15 protein-coding genes are annotated in these 20,708 nt (G+C 33.3%); 12 read left to right on the forward strand and 3 right to left on the reverse strand.

Annotated features, from left to right (window positions below):
- The first annotated feature begins 72 nt into the window (after nt 1-72).
- The 4 genes from ACJMLZ_RS02780 to ACJMLZ_RS02795 are packed head-to-tail and all read left to right on the forward strand — an operon-like array spanning nt 73 to nt 2,736.
- Complete coding sequence (locus tag ACJMLZ_RS02780) at nt 73-480, forward strand: translation initiation factor IF-2 subunit beta (protein WP_067040760.1); 408 nt, start codon at nt 73-75, stop codon at nt 478-480.
- Nucleotides 481-511: 31 nt separating this feature from the next.
- Nucleotides 512-1,555 (forward strand): 60S ribosomal export protein NMD3, encoded by a 1,044-nt coding sequence (locus tag ACJMLZ_RS02785; RefSeq protein ID WP_405303845.1) that lies wholly within the window; start codon nt 512-514, stop codon nt 1,553-1,555.
- A gap of 8 nt (nt 1,556-1,563) precedes the next feature.
- Entirely contained in the window at nt 1,564-2,526 is a 963-nt protein-coding gene (locus ACJMLZ_RS02790; protein ID WP_405303846.1) for a tyrosine--tRNA ligase, read from the forward strand.
- Between the two features lie 3 nt (nt 2,527-2,529).
- Nucleotides 2,530-2,736, forward strand: coding sequence for a hypothetical protein (locus ACJMLZ_RS02795; RefSeq protein WP_405303857.1), 207 nt, complete (start codon nt 2,530-2,532; stop codon nt 2,734-2,736).
- A 72-nt stretch (nt 2,737-2,808) separates the two neighbouring features.
- Here ACJMLZ_RS02795 and tmk read toward each other — a convergent pair whose 3' ends face one another.
- Entirely contained in the window at nt 2,809-3,387 is a 579-nt protein-coding gene (gene tmk / locus ACJMLZ_RS02800; RefSeq protein ID WP_405303847.1) for a dTMP kinase, read from the reverse strand.
- A gap of 81 nt (nt 3,388-3,468) precedes the next feature.
- Here tmk and ACJMLZ_RS02805 point away from each other — a divergent pair, with 81 nt between their 5' ends.
- The 3 genes from ACJMLZ_RS02805 to ACJMLZ_RS02815 all read left to right on the forward strand — a co-directional run bounded on the left by ACJMLZ_RS02805 (nt 3,469) and on the right by ACJMLZ_RS02815 (nt 10,399).
- Entirely contained in the window at nt 3,469-5,970 is a 2,502-nt protein-coding gene (locus ACJMLZ_RS02805; RefSeq protein ID WP_405303848.1) for a DUF3656 domain-containing protein, read from the forward strand.
- The gene (locus ACJMLZ_RS02810) at nt 5,970-8,396 is read left to right on the forward strand and encodes a DUF3656 domain-containing protein (RefSeq protein ID WP_405303849.1); all 2,427 of its coding nucleotides are present in this window, start codon (nt 5,970-5,972) and stop codon (nt 8,394-8,396) included. The genes ACJMLZ_RS02805 and ACJMLZ_RS02810 overlap by 1 nt, the downstream gene beginning before the upstream one ends.
- A 77-nt stretch (nt 8,397-8,473) precedes the next feature.
- Entirely contained in the window at nt 8,474-10,399 is a 1,926-nt protein-coding gene (locus tag ACJMLZ_RS02815; protein ID WP_405303850.1) for a MutS-related protein, read from the forward strand.
- Nucleotides 10,400-10,490: 91 nt separating this feature from the next.
- On the opposite strand, the gene ACJMLZ_RS02820 is transcribed toward ACJMLZ_RS02815, so the two are convergent.
- Nucleotides 10,491-13,613: a hypothetical protein gene (locus ACJMLZ_RS02820; RefSeq protein ID WP_405303851.1), complete on the reverse strand. Its 3,123-nt coding sequence runs from the start codon at nt 13,611-13,613 to the stop codon at nt 10,491-10,493.
- A 197-nt stretch (nt 13,614-13,810) separates the two neighbouring features.
- On the opposite strand from ACJMLZ_RS02820, the gene ACJMLZ_RS02825 reads away from it, so the two are divergent.
- The 5 genes from ACJMLZ_RS02825 (at nt 13,811) to ACJMLZ_RS02845 (ending at nt 20,020) form a co-directional block, all read left to right on the forward strand.
- Complete coding sequence (locus ACJMLZ_RS02825) at nt 13,811-15,271, forward strand: sodium-dependent transporter (protein WP_405303852.1); 1,461 nt, start codon at nt 13,811-13,813, stop codon at nt 15,269-15,271.
- Between the two features lie 38 nt (nt 15,272-15,309).
- The gene (locus tag ACJMLZ_RS02830) at nt 15,310-16,011 is read left to right on the forward strand and encodes a hypothetical protein (RefSeq protein ID WP_405303853.1); all 702 of its coding nucleotides are present in this window, start codon (nt 15,310-15,312) and stop codon (nt 16,009-16,011) included.
- A gap of 48 nt (nt 16,012-16,059) precedes the next feature.
- Nucleotides 16,060-18,024, forward strand: coding sequence for a phage holin family protein (locus tag ACJMLZ_RS02835; RefSeq protein WP_405303858.1), 1,965 nt, complete (start codon nt 16,060-16,062; stop codon nt 18,022-18,024).
- Nucleotides 18,025-18,405: 381 nt separating this feature from the next.
- Entirely contained in the window at nt 18,406-18,951 is a 546-nt protein-coding gene (locus ACJMLZ_RS02840) for a hypothetical protein (protein WP_405303854.1), read from the forward strand.
- 190 nt (nt 18,952-19,141) lie between these two features.
- Complete coding sequence (locus ACJMLZ_RS02845) at nt 19,142-20,020, forward strand: alpha/beta hydrolase (RefSeq protein ID WP_405303855.1); 879 nt, start codon at nt 19,142-19,144, stop codon at nt 20,018-20,020.
- A 123-nt stretch (nt 20,021-20,143) separates the two neighbouring features.
- Here the strand turns inward: ACJMLZ_RS02845 and ACJMLZ_RS02850 are convergent.
- The coding region (locus ACJMLZ_RS02850; protein WP_405303856.1) for a CPBP family intramembrane glutamic endopeptidase at nt 20,144-20,708 on the reverse strand (565 nt) is incomplete at its 5' end.

Genomic DNA, 20,708 nt, shown 5'->3' on the forward strand with positions numbered 1-20,708 from the left:
ACAATACATTAATAAATGATTAAATTAAAATTTAATATATTATACTTATACTAATTTTCACGGAGAGATAATATGGATAAATACGAAGATTTATTAGAAAGAGCAATAGACCAATTACCTCCAGAAGTATTTGAACACAAAAGATTTAAAATTCCTAAAGCTTATTCAGATATCCAAGGTAATAGAACATTCATTAAAAACTTTAAAGATGTTGCAGAAGGTTTAAATAGAGATCCTCAGCACTTATTAAAATTTTTAATGAGGGAATTAGGTACTGCCGGAAATATTGAAGGTCAAAGAGCAATATTGCAAGGTAAATTTACTCATTACTTGATTAATGAAAGAATTGAAGATTATGTAGACAAATATGTAATTTGTCATGAATGTAACAGACCAGATACAAGAATTATCAGAGAAGGTAGAATATTCTTACTTAAATGTGCTGCATGCGGTGCAACAGCACCTTTAAAATCATTATAAACCTACCTTTTTTCTTATTTTTACAGATACTATGTTTTGTCCAGAGTGTGGAAGTACTGATAAAAAGATGGTTGGCGACATCTGCATTGACTGTTTTTTAAAAGAATTTCAGATGATTGAAATACCAGAGCGCATTGAAGTTCAAATATGTAGCCACTGTAATAGTAAACTTGAAGAGGGAAAATGGGGTGAAGAGTTTGTCCCCGAAGAAGAAATTATCTACAGAGCACTTGAGAGAAACATAAAAATAGCTGATGAAGTTTCAAACGAAATAATAAACCTTGAAATTGACCAAATCAAAGGAACAATAGCTAACTGTTTTGTTGAAGTTATCGGAGAAGTTCAGGGTACACAAATCGAAGAGACACATGACACAGAAGTCAAACTTCAAAAAACCGTTTGTCCGACTTGCAGCAAAATACAGTCAGGATATTATGAATCAGTAGTTCAATTCAGGGCAGATAAACGAGAAATTAAAGCTGAAGAATATGCTAAAGCCGATGAAATAGTTGAAAGAACTTTAAATAAGCAATCAAAATCAGACAAGTTGGCCTATTGTCCTCAAATTGCAAAACTAAAAGAAGGATATGATTACTATATAGGCTCCTTTAAAACAGGAAAAAAAGTTGCTGAAAACTTAAAGGAAGAATTTGGAGGAACAATCAAAGAATCTCCAAGGCTTATCAGTGAAGACAAATCTACCGGAAAAGGACTCTATAGAGTCTGGATTTCAATAAGGATACCTGAGTTTGAGGTGAACGATTTCGTAAAATTTGAAGATAAAATCATGCAGGCAACAAGCATTGGCAAAAATAGTGTTGTATGCACAGACATCACAACAAATAAAAAGCATAATATCCCTATGAAAAATCTGGAAGACATTGAACTTGTTAAAAAATATGATGAAGTTGAAACCACAACAATAATTTCAAAATCCCCCAACATAATCCAAATCCTAGACCCGAGCGATTATTCAGCAGTGGATTTGGAAATGAAAGAAGAATTCGCCAGTTATAATATTGGGGATGAAATAAAGCTTATTAAAATTAATGATTACATTTATTTATTGAATTAAGTGATAAAATGAATATTGAAGAAAAGATTCAATTGATTGAAGAAGGAACCTTGGAAGTTATAGACACAGAAGAACTGAAAGAAGTCCTTAAAAAAGAACAGCCTATAGCTTATACCGGTTATGAACCTTCTGGAAAAATCCATTTAGGACATGCAGTAACTGTGCAAAAATTAAAACAATTGCAAAAATTAGGTTTTAAAATTAAAATCCTTCTTGCAGATTATCACGCATTTTTAAATGGAAAAGGAACCGTTGAAGAAATAGCCGAAACCGCAGAGTACAACAAAAAATGTTTCCAGGCTTTAGGCCTTGATGAAACTACAGAATATGTTTTAGGTTCATCATTCCAACTTGAACCTGATTATACTGATAAAGTTTATCAACTAGCTACAATGACCACTTTAAAAAGGGCTAGACGAAGTATGGATCAGGTAAGTCGTGCGGACGATAATCCTAAAGTGGCCAGTGTAATATACCCTATTATGCAAACCGTAGATATGGCTGCTTTAGAAGTGGACATTGCACTTGGCGGAATGGAACAGAGAAAAATCCAAATGCTTGCACGTGAAAACCTGGAAAAAATCGGTGAAAACGTGCCGGTTTGTATCCACACCCCATTATTGCATGGTCTTGACGGAGATGCAAAAATGTCCTCAAGTAAAGGAAACTACATTGCAGTGGATGATTCCGTAAAAGAAATCACTAAAAAGATTAATAAAAGTTACTGCCCTCAAGGAGAAATTGAAGGAAATCCTATGATTGAAATTGCGGAAACTTTTGTCTATCCTAATCAAGACACTTTACTTATCAAAAGACCTGAGAAGTTCGGCGGAGACATTGAACTTACTCATGATGAGCTAATTAAGGAATTTGGTGAAGGAAACCTACACCCAATGGACTTGAAAACTGGAATTAAAGATTTCTTAATTGAATTCTTTGCTCCTGTAAGAGAATACATGGAGGAAAATTAAATGGTGGAAGAAAAAGAAGAGTTTGAAATGGGTTTGCCGAATGGCGTCGGCGAACAGATGCTTGCTCACGCATTTGAAAAGTTCGACATCAAATTGGAACAGACCGAATTTGGGCCTAAATTAATCGGAGAATATGATGAGCTTGTCAAAGTTAGAGATTTCTTAGAAAATGCCATTCGTGAAAGATTAAAAGAATTGGAAGGAGAATAATCATTCTCCAAACTTATTTTTATTTATTATTCTAAAGGAATCAAAAAAAAGTGTCCTGTTTGGCGAAATATCTCATTGAATGCAATCCGGACAAATACCAAGATATGGTGCTACCGCTTTTTTAATATCTGAAGATACCTTATTTACACCATTGTTTGCATCAATTATTTCACATTGGAAATTTTTAGATATTTCCAGATAATTGGCCTTAACCTTTGTTAAGAATTCTTCATTTTCAAAAGTATCCTTACCAGAAGTTCTTGCAACAGATTTTTTCACATCCAAATCTAATAAAATTAACAAATCCGGTTTTTTAGCGTATTTATTCAAAATTTCGATCCAATCCGCAGGTTCTTGATAAGCGAGTGATGAAATAAATGATCTATCTGAAATAAATATTTTTGAATCTTCATTTAATTCATCCATTATTAACATCCTGTCTGCTGCAAAAAGAAGGCCTAATGTTTTTTGAAGGGTATCGGTTGCTGCATCTGGACGTTGCAATATTTTTCTAATTAGTTTACCTACTTCAGAGTCTGTTGGTTCCACTAATGTTTCAACTCTAAATCCATTATTCTCTAACCATTCCTTTAACATTTGGATTTGAGTTGATTTTCCAGCACCATCAATTCCTTCAAAAACTATATACATAACATAGAATATGTTTTAATTTAATATATAATTAATTACAAAAATTTAAATGTATAAATATAATCAAGGTGTAGAAATAAAATGGTTTTAGAAGAATTATTGGCTCCTGCAGGTTCTTACGATGTCCTAGTAATAGCAGTTAATGCAGGTGCCGATGCAGTTTATATTGCCGGGCAGAATTACGGTGCCAGAGCATATGCTAAAAATTTTACTATTGAAGAAATTGAAAAAGCGGTAAATTATTCTCATTTGAATGGCGTTAAGGTCCATGTTACAGTCAACACGTTAGTTAATAATTTTGAAATTGTTGATGTCTTAAAATATTTATTTAAATTATATCAGATTGGTGTGGATGCAGTTATTGTACAAGATCTGGGGTTGATTTGGCTTTTAAAAACATTCATTCCAGATTTGGAAGTTCATGCATCAACACAAATGGGGCTGAACAATTATCCTTCATTTAAATGGGCTTCAAAAAACAATATCAAAAGAGTAGTTCTTCCGCGTGAAGTCAATATTGAAGAAATAAAAAGAACACATGATAGACTTCAAAATGACAATATCAATATGGATATTGAAGTATTCGGTCATGGGGCATTGTGTTACTGCGTTAGCGGAAAATGCTATATGTCATCATACAACAGCGGGAGAAGTGGGAACAGAGGTGCTTGCGCACAGCCATGCAGAAGGGAATATCGCCTAAAATATAGAGGATACAACATAGGAAACGGATTTTTATTGTCTACACATGACCTTGCAACATATAATAATTTAGAAGCCATTTCCAATGCCGGAGCAAAATCCCTTAAACTGGAAGGCAGAATGAAATCTGGCGACTACATCGGAACAATTGTCAATAGCTACAGGAATCTTTTGGATGGAAACGAAGGAGACTATAAGAAAGATTTGCACCTTGTATTTAACAGAAAATTCACCAATGGATACATCATGAACGATAAACCTGGAGACGTGATGGGAAGAGGCAGTTCCGGCCATGAAGGATTATACATTGGAGACATAACCGATATTGAGGATACAAAAGTAACCATTGAAATTAAAAACAAGGAAATCCCAATTATTTTGGAGCCTGGAGACGGAATCGCATTTAAATACAACGGTAAAATCAAAGGAATATATCTTGAAAACATCATAAAGCAGGATGAAAATGAAATCATCATAGACACTACACGCCTTGTTAAGGTTGGAACAGAAGTGTTCATCAGCTATTCCAAATCAACTCATGATTATCTAAAGCAGTTTGAAAAGGAAACCATCAAAAACAATGTTGGAATCAATTTATCCCTAACCTGGGATGAAAATCTGAATCTTTATACAAAAGTTGAATTCAACATTGACGATGAACTAATTAATTTCAGACACAAATGTTTGGATAAATTTGAAAAGGCTAAAAACAAACCGGTTACCGAAGAGACAATTGAAAAGCAATTGTCAAAAACAGGTGAAACACCATTTTATATTGAAAATATCCGATTCAACAATATGCCAAAAGACATTTTCATACCAATTCGTGAAATAAACCAGATCAGACGCGAAATTCTGGACACCGCAACAGATTTATTGTTGAATCATTATACTCCTACTAAAAAAGCTGTCAAACAAGTCAGAAAAGATTTGACTAAATTTTTCGAAGATTATGAAAACGTTAAAGATAAAAATAAAAAGAAATCACCAAAATTATCAATATTTATAGATGACCTATCACAAATAAAAGCGGCTTCCGGATTTGACCTGAAACGGATATACTTTGATGGAAACTGCCACTACAACAACCCGGATGATTATTTTGCAAATATAAAGGAGACATTGAAAAAAGCCAGCTTGATGGCATCACCAACCGAATTGGTCTGGGTTTTAAATTCATTTATAACAGAAGATGAAGCTATAAAATGCAATGAAATCATAAAAGACCTTGAAAATGAGGGAATCATAATTTCTGTAATGGGCGATTTTCCGGGAATGAAAGAAATATTTGATTGTCCGATTTATGGAAACCACAACCTGAATGTTTGGAACAGCTTCTGTGTGAGAAATCTGAATGAAGCCGGATTCAAATCATTAATCTTATCTTCCGAACTTTCAGGAAAAGAAATTAGAGAGTTAATCATCAAGAATCATGATAGGAATATTGACCTTGAAATGATTGTGAATGGAAACCTGGAAGTGATTGTAAGCAAAGATGATTTCACAAATCTAAATGATGGAAAAGATTTCATTATTTCAAACGATGCCGACTATGCAATCCTGGAAGATAAAAAAAGGAAAAAATTCAAATATAAGGTATTTTTCGACTACACCCGCCAAAGCCACATTATCAACAAGGACTGCCTATGCCTAATTGAAGAGATGAATGAGATTAAAGACCTGGGTCTTGATTCATTAATCCTGGATTGCAGATATTCAAATGAGAAATACACTTCCCAAATTTTATCGATTTATAATGAAAGCCTAAAAAACAAAGACCAAGAGGAATTGACCAAGTACAAATATCAGATTATGGATTTCTCACAATCATACATCAACAAAGGCAATTACATTGAAGGAAGATTACACGAGGACAAATAATGAGAATTCCCGAATTACTTGCGCCGGTCGGATCGATGGAACATCTGAAAGTGGCAATCAATGCAGGTGCCAGTTCAGTTTATTTATCAGGAAAGGATTATGGGGCAAGAAAATATGCTGCAAACTTCACATTAGATGAGATAAACGATGCTGTAAACATCGCCCACCTGCATAATGTCAGAGTTTATGTTACCGTAAATACCCTAATTAAGCAGGACGAGCTGGAAGATGTCATAAACTACCTGTCAAACCTATATGCAATTGGAGTGGATGCAGTCTTGGTTCAGGATTTGGGTCTGGTTGATTTGATTAACAGACATTTGCCAGATTTAAAAGTTCATGCTTCCACACAAATGACCTGTGAAAACCAGTTGAAATTGGATTACCTTGAAAGCAAAGGAATTAAAAGGGTTGTCCTTCCACGTGAAATGAGAAAAGAAGAAATTCAAAATCTTAAAACAAATATGGAACTTGAAATATTTGCCCACGGCGCATTGTGCTATTCCTATTCAGGCCAGTGCCTTATGAGCAGCTTTAAAGGAGGCAGAAGCGGGAACAGAGGAACATGTGCCCAGCCATGCCGCCAGAAATACAAAGTTTCAGGACTTGAGAAAGAAGATTATTACTTGTCCCCATGCGATTTATCGTTATTTGATAAACTAAAGGAAATTTCCGAGCTGAACATCAGCTGCATTAAAATTGAAGGCAGAATGAGGAATAAAGAATATCTGGCAATTGTAATCAGCAATTATAGAAAAGCTTTAAACAAATTAAAAAGCAATAAAGAAACTGAAAGCGAAGAAATAGGTTTGGTTTTCAACAGAGGTTTTGTCGAAGGTCAATTCAGCAAAACATCAAAAAGAAGCATCAGACCTGGGCATGTTGGCTTGAAAATAGGAAAAGTAATTTCAAGCGGCAAAAATCAGATTGCAGTAAGATTAAATGACGATTTGAAAAATATTCCCGAAAGGGGAGACGGATTGTTAATAGTTAAAAACAATAATGATTATGGTCTGGAAATATCACAAAATCCAGTGATTACTACATTAAATCACTTCCAAAAAGGTAAAAATAAACAAATTAAAGATCTGACAAGGAAAAACAAAGTTTTAATCATTAAAAAAGTATGGCAAAACAAGAAAAGTGATTTTAATTTAAATGAATCCGATGTTTATCTGACAAAGAGAAATAACCTGATTAAAAAAGCCCGTGAAATTGAAAATAAGGGAAACAGTTTTGCGAAATCCAAATTGATTCTTACCTTTTCCATAAAAAACAAATTTCCAAAACTAAAAGGCAGAATCACACTTGCAAACCACAAGGAAATAGAATGCGAAGTTGTCGGAACCACTCCCTTTGAAAAACCTCTTAAAAAAAGTGTTACACGAGAAACAATCAAAAAACAACTCTCAAAAGTGGATAATTACCCTTATCAGATTACACAAATCAATGTTAACTATGATGGGACCCTTTTCATTCCAATCAGTAAAATCAACGAACTTAGAAGAAACTTGTTTGAAAAATTGGAAGGAGCAATTACTGATTCTTATAAACATAAATTCAAAAAAATCAAATTAAATCTAAAAGAAACCGAAAAAGGAAATGAAACCGCTAATTTTTCTTTTTATACTAACAACTTAACCCATTTGAAAAACATTAAGAATGTTAAACGGGTTTATTTGGAAATTCCTCCGGAAAAGGATAATGCAAATATCAGTGAAAAAGAAAACTACAATCTGAATTATATGATTAATTTCCTAAAGGAAGCTTATGAAATATCATACGATAAAGATTATGAATTGGTATGGAAATGGCCGGATATTGCTCATGATAAATTTATTAAAGTTTTAAATAAGGTAAGGGGAATCTTAAACAAGATGAACTACAATATTCCAATAATGAGCAATAATTTCAAAGGAGATTATGGGCCGTATTCCATGAACATTACAAACTCACAGACAATTGAATCTCTTGATAACTACAAGATACTTACAATATCTCCGGAATTAACCAAAAAAGATTATGAAGACATAATAACATATTCAAATTCAGATAAATTGGAATTGTTAGTTCAAGGGTCAGTTGAATTAATGAAAACACGCTATCCCCTATTATACAAAAAGGAAATTAAAAAGCTGAATGATAATTCTAAATTCTACTTAATTGATAGAAAAAACAATACCTATCCAATCCATAAAAGCCTTTCTGGTGAAGAACTTATTTTATTCAATAGTGAAGAGCTTTCATTACTTAAAGAAATTGCGCACTTGAAAGACATTGGTTTCTGTAATTTCTCCATAGATGGTCGTTGGAAAGAAGATAACTACTGCAACATGATTGATATTTATAACACTGCATCAAAAGGCGAAATTAACGAAAAAGAGTTACTCAAATATAGTCCAAAAAACACTTCCGGCAATTACTAATAATACTTTTCAAATGCTCTTGGCAATGTATGATAATATATTAAAATATATACTATTTTTAAAAAGGGTTTGGTAAAATGCAAGGGGAAAAAATTACATTGCAAAACATAAAAGGGATTGGAGATAAAATCTCTGAAAAAATACTTAACAGTGTTGGAGGCGAAGAAGAACTCCAAAAAATTGTTGATAATGTTGATGTTGAAAAAATATCAAATATTGAAGGTATCAGCCAAAGAAAAGCTATTGAAATAATGAATCAATTATTGAATAATCCCCGCTATGAATTTATAAAAAGCGACAGAGCCATGGAGATTTATGAGGATATCATAAATAAAATTTTATCATATTCCAATACATCTTATTCAAAAAATAGAATTTTGCTCCTTTCACCGTCAAAAGACATTGGAAAAATAAATTCCAGCCTTGATTTTGTAATGTCTGCAAAAGAACACGTTTCCCAACTTCCAATCATTAAATTGAGAGGATTGATGAAAAATCTAAAAGAAGTTGAGGAAGCCAAAGCAGAATATGACCCCAGCAAAGCAATACTTGTGGAAAGTGAAGAAGATAATTCGTATCTTACCGATTTAGGACTCAATCAATATTATCCAATCATCACCGCCAGCGATTCACCTCTGCTACAGGAAGAAATGATGAATTACGATTTGGTATTTTATGTTTATTCACAGGGGATTCTCGACTTTGAAGGAATGCCCAACTTGATAATGATCAATATTGATGAAAATGATTATGAGATAGTTCCTGAAAAAATCATTAACTTTTTTGTGCAGAATAAGGAATTATTTGAAAGAGTTCATGAAATTCAAAAAATCAGAAACAAGGAAAGTGTCTTGGGAGACATCATTCCTATCATCGATGAATTAAACATTATCGATAAAAGGGAAGTGGATATTGAAGAGTTGGTTAATTCTTTAAAATATGATATGGATATTGAACTGGAAAAATCTATCAAACAGGTTGATCTTGAGGGAGATGAAATACTCAACCTATTAAACAATAACTTCCCTCCAAAGATTAGCAAAATATTTGACGAAATTATCAATAAACGTAAAGAAATTATCCGTGAAAAAACAGAGATTAGTTTTGACCCATTTCTCAGAACATATCCTATCCAAATTGACGAAAATGAAATTCAACGCGTAACCCTTGAACAGTCATCAAAAAAAGAAAATGATATATTTGACATTAAAAAGAGTGCTGCAATTCAGCTAAATTCAATTAAAGATAAAGCTATCAAAGAAGTTGAAGATGTAATCAAATTTGATTATGAATTTAGTTTAGGCAGTTTTGCATATGAATATGACTTATGCAGACCTCAATTTGGCGAAGACATCAGATTGGCTGGTGCACTCCACCTAGAGTTGGCGCTTGAAAAGGATAAAGATTATATTCAAAAAGTGGACTATCAATTAACCCCAAATGAGAATATTGCCCTTTTAACCGGTGCTAACAGCGGAGGTAAAACAACCCTTCTTGAAACATTGACACAGATTTCAATAATGGCACAGATGGGCCTTCCAGTAAGTGCCGATGCATGTGAGATAAAAATTGTTGATGAAATTTACCACTTCTCCAAAAAACGATCCCTTGATGCAGGGGCTTTTGAATCATTTTTAAATGTATTTATCCCAATTGTAACAACCAAAAGTGAAAAATTAGTTTTATTGGATGAACTGGAAGGAATTACTGAGTTAGATGCCGCAGTTAAAATTATATCCACATTTATTGACATGATTAAGGAATCAAATTCCTATGGAATTATTGTAACCCATATGGCAAGGGAAATAATGAACTACACAAATATTCGTGTAGATGGAATAGAAGCAAAAGGATTGGATGAAGATTATAATTTAATAGTCGACAGAACCCCAAAAATGAATTTCCTTGCAAAAAGTACTCCCGAATTGATTTTAAAAAGAATTTATGAAAAATCTGATGATGATTTAAAAGCAGTCTATGCAAGAATTTTAGAAAAATTCTAAAAAAAAACATTCCTCCCAACTCATTATCCATAAAATAATTTTCATACTTAAAAAAAAGAAGAGATTTGAAAGCACATTACATGTTTAAATCTTATTTTTTCCTTTTAGTAGTTATGCATAAAATTGATAAAACCATTAATAAGGCTAAAATAGGATTACCCGCAGATTTATTAATATTTGCATTGTCAACCGGTTTAATTGAAGTATCATTTCCAGGATTTACTGGAGGAACAACTTTAGGAATTACTGTAACTGTTGCAGAACTGTTAATTTCAGTATCATTTTCCTTGCAGTATACAGTTACATTATTGGTCAAATCACACACACCATTGGTGAGTGCTTCAATCCATATACTTACGAAGCTACCTGAAGTTATATTTGATATATTAAATTCAACACCGTTATTAAGTGACCGATTGACTATTACAGCACCATTATTATTAATGATTCCCCAATTTGAGTATATTAATGTATCTGGCAATAAATCTACGAGAGTTACTTCAGTGGCATTGCCTAAACCCACATTTTGCAAAGTAATAGTAAAGTTAACTAAAGTGTTATTATAAGCAACATCAACATTAGCAGTCTTAACAACATTTAAATTAACATCATAAATAACAAAAGTACTGTTTTCAGCCATTTCTGTATAATATTCATCTCCCACATGTTTAGAATTTATATTATATTTTCCCGCTTTGAGATTTTCCAATTCAATTGTTATTTTACCGTCAACATCTGTTACTTTAAGGTTAGAATCATCTGACAATAATAAAAGATTGGCTTTTCTAGTATTGCTTTTATGGACAGAGCCATTTGTGAGATTATACAAAATAACCGCACTGTCTTCATTAGTTATTAATATATCTAAAATTTGCGCATCTTCTACTGGTTTGTCCTGCAGACTTTGCCACATTGCAGAATCATCAACAAAACCGTCTGTTGGATTTTGTAACGTATCTTCATTAAATCTTAATAATTTGCGACCATTCCCATCCTGAGAAAATTCACAGGACACATTTGCCAATTTAATGGTATCAATTCCACCATTATTCCAAATGGCATTCGCAATATTATCATTACCCAATAAATAAACATAAATTGTGATCTTGTTATTTAAAGCAGAACTTCCATTGCCACCAACCACTATCTGAATTTCACTAGAATTTGCCCTATTTCTGCCAAAAAACGCATTAGTAATTATAAAATCATCAGCATTTGCAGTTTTATAAATGGCCGAACCTTTAGTTGCGTTATTTCCTGTGAAATTTACTATGTTGAAGTTCGAATTAGACCCTTCTAGAAAAATTGCTCCGCCCTTTTCATCAGCAAAGTTATCAAAAAAGACTGATTGAGATATTATTCCACCATCTCCGTACAGATAAACCGCACCACCCAAGGATGCAGAGTTATCAGTAAAGTTACACTGAGATATGTCGGTTTTATTAAAACAATAAATTGCACCGCCTGCATTTTGTTCTGCAGAATTATTGCTTAAACTACAGTTAGACATCCTTAAATTATCGCTGCAGTAAATTGCTCCTCCACTGAATCTTGCAAAGTTATTGTTAAAGTTAGAGTTATAAACTATTCCACTTTGCCAAAACTCAATTGCACCGCCTGTCCTTGCATTGTTGTTTGTGAAATTGCAACTGACAACTTCACCAGCACCATAAATATATACTGATCCTCCATTTTGTGCTTCATTATCCTTGAAATTAGAATTATGAACTTTTCCATCATCTCCAAAGTAAACTGCACCGGCGTAATAAACGGCTTTGTTGTTTGTGAAGTTGCAGTTAGTTATGATTCCCCGATTCCTAAAGTAAACTGCTCCTCCATCACCATAACTGCCAATGAATGAATTATTCTTAAATTCACAGCTGCTTACTGTTCCATCATCATCAAAATATATTGCACCCCCATCTCTAGCGGAATTATTCCAAAATGAAGTGTTTTCAATATCTCCATTTTTAATAGCGATTGCTCCGCCATAAACCGCAGAATTGCTCATGAAATATCCATCAAATACCACATTTTCAAAGCTTTCAAAGAAATTAACTCCCCCACCGCTTTTCGCTTTATTGTTAATGAAATTACTACTCAATGTAATGTTATGTGGGGTTTCCCTATAGTTTAGCCCACCGCCGTGTTTGGCTGCAGTATTATTGACAAAATCACAGGTGAATATGCTGTTGCATGAGACATCTTTAAATGTTATCGCTCCACCGTTTCCATTTACTTCATCAACTTTACCTAAAGCAGAGTTATTGATGAAATAACCACTGAAATTATTGTAATTTGTAGTGTTGTAGAAAAAAATCGCCCCTCCACAGGATTTGGCAACATTGAATCTGAAATCACTATTAAATTTATTGTTATTCGCTTTGTAGTAAAAAAAGATTCCAGCACCATAAAATGCATAATTGTATCTAAAAATGCTTTCAAACATGTTGTTTTCAGCCAAAGAACGTAAAAATATTGCTCCACCGCTTGCTGCATTAGCAGAATTATTATAAAACTCTGAGGCAATGGTGTTATTTGTAAATTCGCCCTGGACAGCTATTGCTCCACCGGCCCTTTCAGCTTTATTGCCTTCAAAAAAGCCATTTATTGTTGCGTTAACAATTCTATTTTTGAAGTATATTGCACCGCCACTAGTTGCACTATTATTCCTAAATATAGAATTGATTTCACAATTTAAGATAGCATTTTCAATATATACTGCCCCTCCAAAATTTTTGGCAACATTATTATTAAATACTGAATTCAATATGTTTAAATTACTAATGGCAAATATCGCTCCACCATTCTCACTTGAATATCCATTTACAAAATTAATATTTTTTAGAGTAACATTATTGGAGGCAATGTCAAATATTCTGGACTGTCCTGACCCATCAATAGTATGCCCATTTCCGTCAATTACAATATTATCCTGAGTAATTCTGATTCCACTTTTGTAGTTAGAATCGTTGGAACTGTAGGCATAATCTGTTTTCAATGTGAAATTTCCACCCGGTGCAATTTTGCTAATTTCATCATTTAAATCCGTGAAAGAGCCAATTTCATCCATACTTGGATAGTCTTCCAACTTCGCAGAATTTACCGACATGTCACAAATGCCAACATCATTTTCAATAGTGTCCTGCGCATTTACCACTGAAATGGACAATATTAAAATAAACATTGAAAATACTAAAAACTTCTTATTCAATAAATGCCCCCTAAGGATATATTATTTGTTTAAATACATATATAAATATTTAAATAAATTAAATAAAAATGAAATTTATTTAAAAATTAGAAAATTACTTGAAATTGATAAAATATGCTTTTGCCAAATCTTTATAAACGCCCTTTCAACCTATTTATACAAATAACTTTAATATTGTAGATAACATTATATTATTTATGGAAGAATATGGGCAATGGGATTCCACTTTAACATTTATTTTTGCAATGATTGGAGTTGCAATAGGTCTTGGAAACATATGGAGATTTAGCTATATTGTATACTCAAATGGAGGGGGCGCATTTTTTATCCCTTACATTTTTGCAATAGCAATCATGGGGATTCCATTTTTAATTTTAGAGTATGGGATTGGATTTTCATTCAAACAGTCGTTTTCTGAGATTTTTAAATCGATTAATCCCAAATTCGAATATATTGCATGGATACTTATCTTTTCCATATCAATCGTATTAATATACTATATGGTCATTATCAGCTGGGACTTAGTTTACCTGGTTAAAAGCTTTACTTTCAGCTGGGGAAGCGATACGGCAGCTTACTTCGTTCAAAATGTTGGAGGCAGTGAAAATCTTGCGAAAATCAGTGATTTTTTCATCCCCGTAGGAATTGGAGTGATCGTTTCATGGTTCATATTATGGTTTATATCCCATAGAAGCATTGACAAAGGAATCGGGCTTGCTTCAAAGATATTAATACCTGCAGTATTCGTCATTATGGCAATTATCGTTATCTATGCACTAACACTGCCCGGAGCAAGTATTGGAATTAATACATTATTGCATCCAAATTGGAATCTTCTTTTCGACATCAACATATGGATTGTGGCATTTTCACAAATAATATTCTCACTTGGAATTGGTGAAGCATTAGCGTTAACATATGCAAGTTACTTATCGGACAATAAGGGTTTGACTGATAACGTATTCTTTGTTGTTGCATCAAACTCCAGTTTTGAAATATTTACAGCATTTGGAGTATTCTCAATCCTGGGTTACATGTCCGCAACATCCGGAATCCCAATGATACAGATAGTTAGTGAAGGTACAGGGCTAATATTTGTCGTATTTCCAAAAATATTCAGCTTAATGGGAATTATAGGACGTTTTTTAGCACCATTATTCTTTTTAGCTGTACTGTTTGCAGGAATCAGTTCGGCTTTTGCATTTTTTGAACCAATAATAGGTTCAATCTCATCAAAATCAAACATGAGTCGTAAAAAGCTAGTGACAATATTAAGCATTATCGGCTGTTTATGCTCATTAATATTTACATGCGGAATAAGCAGTTACCTCGTTGGAATTGTTGACGGATTTATAAATAAATTTGGGATATTGCTTTTAATTGCAATCCAATGTGTTGTCTTCGGATGGTATTACGGTGCTGAAAAAGTTATTCCCGTCTTAAATGAAAAATCAAGAATCAAAGTTGGTTTTATTTGGACGGCACTCATAAAATACATTCTCCCAATATTTTTAGTAATAATATGGCTAATTGGAATCGTTGATTTATTCATGACCGTTAATCAATTTGAATTGATGGTTGATCTTGGGCTTATTATAATAGTCCTAACATTATCCAGCATATTTTACAAAATGAAACCAAAAGAAGATATTGTATAAAATTTATAAAATTCATTAAAATAATGAAGGTGTTATCTGTGGACAATAAAAAACTTATTATAATTGGCATAATACTGCTCATCATAGCGGCAGCCATCATTTTTGTAATGCTAACCGCGGTTAATTATGAAAGAATTGACATAACACCAAATGGAACAACCATAGAAGTTCCGGCCAATCAAACTGAATATGACGGAAATGTTGGGGGAGCCAAAATATGGCATTGGAACAATGGAATATTGCTTACATACAATAATCATGAGGATCCGAATTTTATCCAAGTAACTGAATTAGGATTCAATGCCCTTAATGAACTAATAAAAAATGGCGAAAAACAAAATATTGATGGCTTTACATGTTATGTAATAAATGCAGATGAATTATTAGAAATTCACATATTTGATATTATTAAAGTAAATTATAACGGCAAATTCTATTGCATTCCCCTATCTAATGAAACTACTCACGATAATATTCTAATCTGCTGCAATGACAGAGACATGGCCGTTCACATGGCCAAATCTGTAGTGTACAAAAATGTTTATCCTGACAATACCGATTTGGACAATGCCGTCTCCACCATAGAAAACATAACTGGAGATTTGCAGTCAAAAGCAAATGATTTTGCAAACAGCAATAATTTAAGTGGGATTAGATCCGCAGTAGAAGAAAAAACCGGAGTTAATTTAGATAATGCTAAAACAACAATAGAGAAATATGCTGGAAAGTTGCCTATCTAATAGCCAACAGATTAAACTTATAAAATCAATTGAGAACATATGATTACTATGGAAGTTATTAATGAAAAACAAAGCCCCAAAAGAAATTTTAAAAGGAGTTTAATTGTATTCATTGGAAATGTCCTAGGAATATACCTGATATGCTTTTTAGGATTGGGGGTCGAAGTTAATTATTTTGATGACATAATCTTTTTAGTGCTATTTATCAGTTTGATTAATGCAATACTCTGGCCTTTTTTGACAAGAATAGCAATGCCATTTTTAGTTTTAACTTTCGGTTTCGGAACATTAATATTAAACGGACTCCTACTTCAGTTTTTCGCGCCATTATTTAATATAGAAATTAATGGTGCGGCAATGATTCTTGCCCCATTGGCCATGGCCGCCGTTACAACTGTACTGTCCTCATTAATAACAATTGAAGATGATAGTTCCTATTACAGGTCTGTTTTAAGAGATGCGAAAAAGAAAAGAAAAACTGAAATTAAAGATTACCCTGGAGTAATAATCATTGAAATTGATGGGCTTGCTTACGAAGTTTTATGTGAAGCAATCGAAAGAGGAGACATGCCCACCATCAAAGAAATGATTGACAGTAACAAATACAATCTTAAAATGTGGGAAACTGACCTGTCTTCCCAGACTGGGGCAAGCCAAGCGGGAATCCTTCATGGAAATAATGAAGGCATTGTTGCATTTAGATGGATAGAAAAAGGCAATGGCAATCAAATGATGCAGTGTTCCGGAATCAGCAAAGTGCCCGAATTAGAACAGAGAATCTCAGATGGAAATGGATTGCTTGTGGATAACGGAGCAAGCAGATCAAATTTATTCTCAGGAGATACTGATAATGTAATATTTACATTCAGTAAGATAATGGAATTTGAGAAATTATACAATAAGGCATGGTATTCAGTATTCTCAAATCCCAGCAATTTTGCACGTATAGTTTCCTTGTTTATTGCAGACATCATACGTGAAATCTGGTCACAAATCATGCATTCAATAAAAAACATTAACCCCCGAATAAAACGTGGAATTGTATACATTCCAACAAGAGCCGTTACAAATGTATTCATGAGAGAAATTAACACTGCAACAATAATTGGGGACATGATGGTTGGAGATGTTGATGTTGTATACTCAACATATCTGGGTTATGATGAAATAGCTCACCACTCAGGAGTTAGGGACAATGACGCATGGTTTGCCTTAAGAGAAATGGACAAACAAATCAAACATTTAACTGATGCGAATAAATATTGTCCTAGGAACTATCAGTTTGTCATTCAATCAGATCATGGTCAAACAAATGGTGCTACATTCACCCAAAGATATGGTGAAACATTTGAAGACTTTGTCAAATCATTGCTTCCTGAAGACATGACCATGTTTGCAAAAATGACTTCAAACGATGACCACTTTGCGAGAGATTATGCTCCATTTTCAAGAAAAGAAAAAAAAATAAAAAAAGAAAAAGAAGAAGAAAAGGAATTAAGTGACTCTGAAGTCATAGTATTGGCTTCAGGTAACCTTGCTATGATTTATCTGACACAATGGAATTATAGATTAACATACGAGGAACTTAACAGCTATTTCCCTGAATTGATACCGGGCATCATAAACAATGAATATGTCGGTTTTATTTTAGTTAAATCACAAGAACACGGTGATTTAGCTATTGGAAAAAATGGAACTTATTTCCTCGATAGTGGTGAAATTGAAGGTGAAAACCCTCTCGAAGGATTTGGAGATAATATTGTAAGACATTTAAAAAGAACCAGTTCATTTGAACATACTCCAGATATCCTAGTTAACAGTTTTTATGATAAGGAAGCTGATGAGGTATGTGCTTTTGAAGAATTGGTTGGAAGCCATGGCGGAGCTGGTGGAGATCAATCCAAACCATTCATAGTATATCCTTCAAGCTGGAATGTTAGTAATGAGGAAATCATTGGAGCAGAAAATATTTATAAACTGCTAAAAGAGAATTTAGCTGAATTAAAAAAATAATATTGCTTATAAATCAAACCGACAAAAATTAAAAGACTACAATAAAATAGGAAATTTGACAAAAGTAATTAACAAAAATTAGGAATGAAATATTGAGAAATTCTATAATAAACTGGAATACAACGGCATTGATGTAGAGCTGAATATCTGTGAAGAAATGTGGCATATCTATCCACTTTCAGGCATTACAGAATCAAAATAGGCAATCAATCATTCTGTGGTAATAGTGTCAAAAATATTATTCATTATTATTTCTTAAAAGTGTAATAATACACAAAGTAAAGAAGTATTTTTAGTAATAAATAGTAAAAATTTTAAATAAATATTCACATATGTATAATATGTACGATTGTACATAATAAATTTTAAATGGTGAACATAATGTCAGATGAAGAAAAAAAGACATTTCAAGAAAAAGTAGAAGAAGCTAAAGAATCCAGCAGAATTAAAAGAGAAGAAAGAATTTTGAAAATGGAAGAGAAAAAATCCAATGCTAAAATCAAAGTTGAAGAAAAAAAATTAGCAAGAAAACAAGAGATGACTGAAAGAAAACTTGAAGCACACATTAATTTAGCAGAGATTCAAGTGGAGGATGCTTTAGAAGATGCTGATGTATCAATAGCTGTCTTAGAAGCTGATGTTGAATATGTAATTGAAAATGAATTAGCTCCTGTTGATTTAGTTCTATTTAAAGCATCTAATATTTTGGAAGAAATCTTATTAAGAACCCAGTTAAGGATACAAGTGGCTAAAAATGAATTGATTGCAAATCTTCAGCAAGATTTAGGGGATGTACTTGAAGTGGCCATGCTTGAAGAAAACATCGCTGAACTTAAAGAAAAATCCGATCACTTAATCGGCACTTTAGAAGGAAAAATTGCAACAGAAAAAGATGAATTCAACGAAAAATATGGTGATGAATCCTAAATTTGAACAATATGCAATATCAAAACTTATGGGGCTTGACGCAATGGAACATGTTTTTGGACCGGTAAGTTATCATGGCTGTGATTATTCATTCTATATTTGAACATACGTGAAAATGCCAGAACAAGGGCTGACGCCTGGTTTGAAAAAAAGGATATAATTCCATTTAAATTATTTGGTGTGTGAAAAAATGTCAAAGATGTCAAGGATTGTAGAAACCGCTTTGGACAAAAAGCATAGAGAATATGTTGACGATGCCGACAAAGCTGACGAGCATATGCAGGAGAGGTCTCTTGAAGAGGATGAGCGTTATGAAATACCAAAAATGATATATCGCACTAAGGTTGAAACCAGAGACATGTTCGAATGTCAGATGCTAGTCTTTAACGAAGTTGAAGACAGTGAACGTTTAGTCATATATCTTCATGGAGGAATATATGTAAACGAGATCAGACGGCCCCATATTAATTTTTGCGATAAACTTGCAAAAAAGGTTAATGCATGCGTATTTGCTCCAATCTATCCGCTTGCTCCGAACCATACATATAAAGAAACCTATGAAATCGTTGAAAAACTATACAGGCATTTGCTTGAGATGAATAAACCTATCATAATCATGGGCGATTCTGCCGGAGGAGGATTATCTGCAGCATTTGCTGAATATTTGGCCGTTATTGATTTGCCTCAACCTGAAAACCTAATTTTAGTATCTCCATGGCTTGACGTGTCAATGTCTGGAGATTATGATGATGTGGAATTTGACCCGATGCTCGGAGTGGACGGATTGCGTGAAATGGGTGAAACCTGGGCCGGCGAACTTGATTCTAAAGACTATATGGTAAGCCCTCTCTTTGGAGAAGTGGATAAGCTTCCAAAAACAACACTGTTTGTAGGAACTCATGAAATATTTTATCCTGATGTCGTTGAATTCTATAACAAATTAAAAGATAATGGTGTTGATGTGGAACTTAATGTTGGTGAGGGAATGACTCATGTTTATGCCATTTACCCCTTAGTTCCCGAATCAAAGGAAACATTCAAACATATTGTTGAAATAATCTTGGATTAAAAAATTGTAGTTAAAAAAATGTAAAAAAAATAAAAAATAGAAATAAAGTTTTATGCCTTATTTCTCAAAGCTCTTTTGATATAGTCAATTTCATCCACAACAAAGATAGTATGAAGTCCAATACTAATCTGTGTGGACTTCATTATTACTGCTATTGCTGTATTCAAGTAGTCTTCCGACATGACGAGTTTCAAAGAACATGTCTTTTTTAACCATGACTATAATAACTGTAAGCACTACTATTACAATCGTCTCCAGGCACTTAGTCTCCGGAGTCAACGCTATTTTCTCCTGCATGAAATTGACAAAGAAATGGAATATCATGCAAGCCAATATCGAACGATCACTTTCAAGATAGACCCATGTAATGACAAATCCCATTGGAATTCCGCTCACAAAAAAGTTAACCACATAAAGAGGATTCACCATAAGTCCTGCCTGATATGTTCCTTGAATAAATAATAAAGGAAAATGCCAAAAAGACCATAGCACTCCAAAAATCATGGATTCCCAAAACCAGTTCATATAGTTACCGATAGAATCTTCACAGTATCCTTTCCATCCCACTTCCTCAATTATCGAAGCAATCGTAATGGTAATGAATGCTCCAGCTATTCCAACACCTGTAAAAGAAAAGTTTTCAGTAAAGGAAAACTGGTTAAGTGACTGTCCAAAGGGTAGCGACAAC

Source organism: Methanobrevibacter sp. (genome assembly GCF_045126245.1).
Taxonomy (GTDB): Archaea; Methanobacteriota; Methanobacteria; order Methanobacteriales; family Methanobacteriaceae; genus Methanocatella.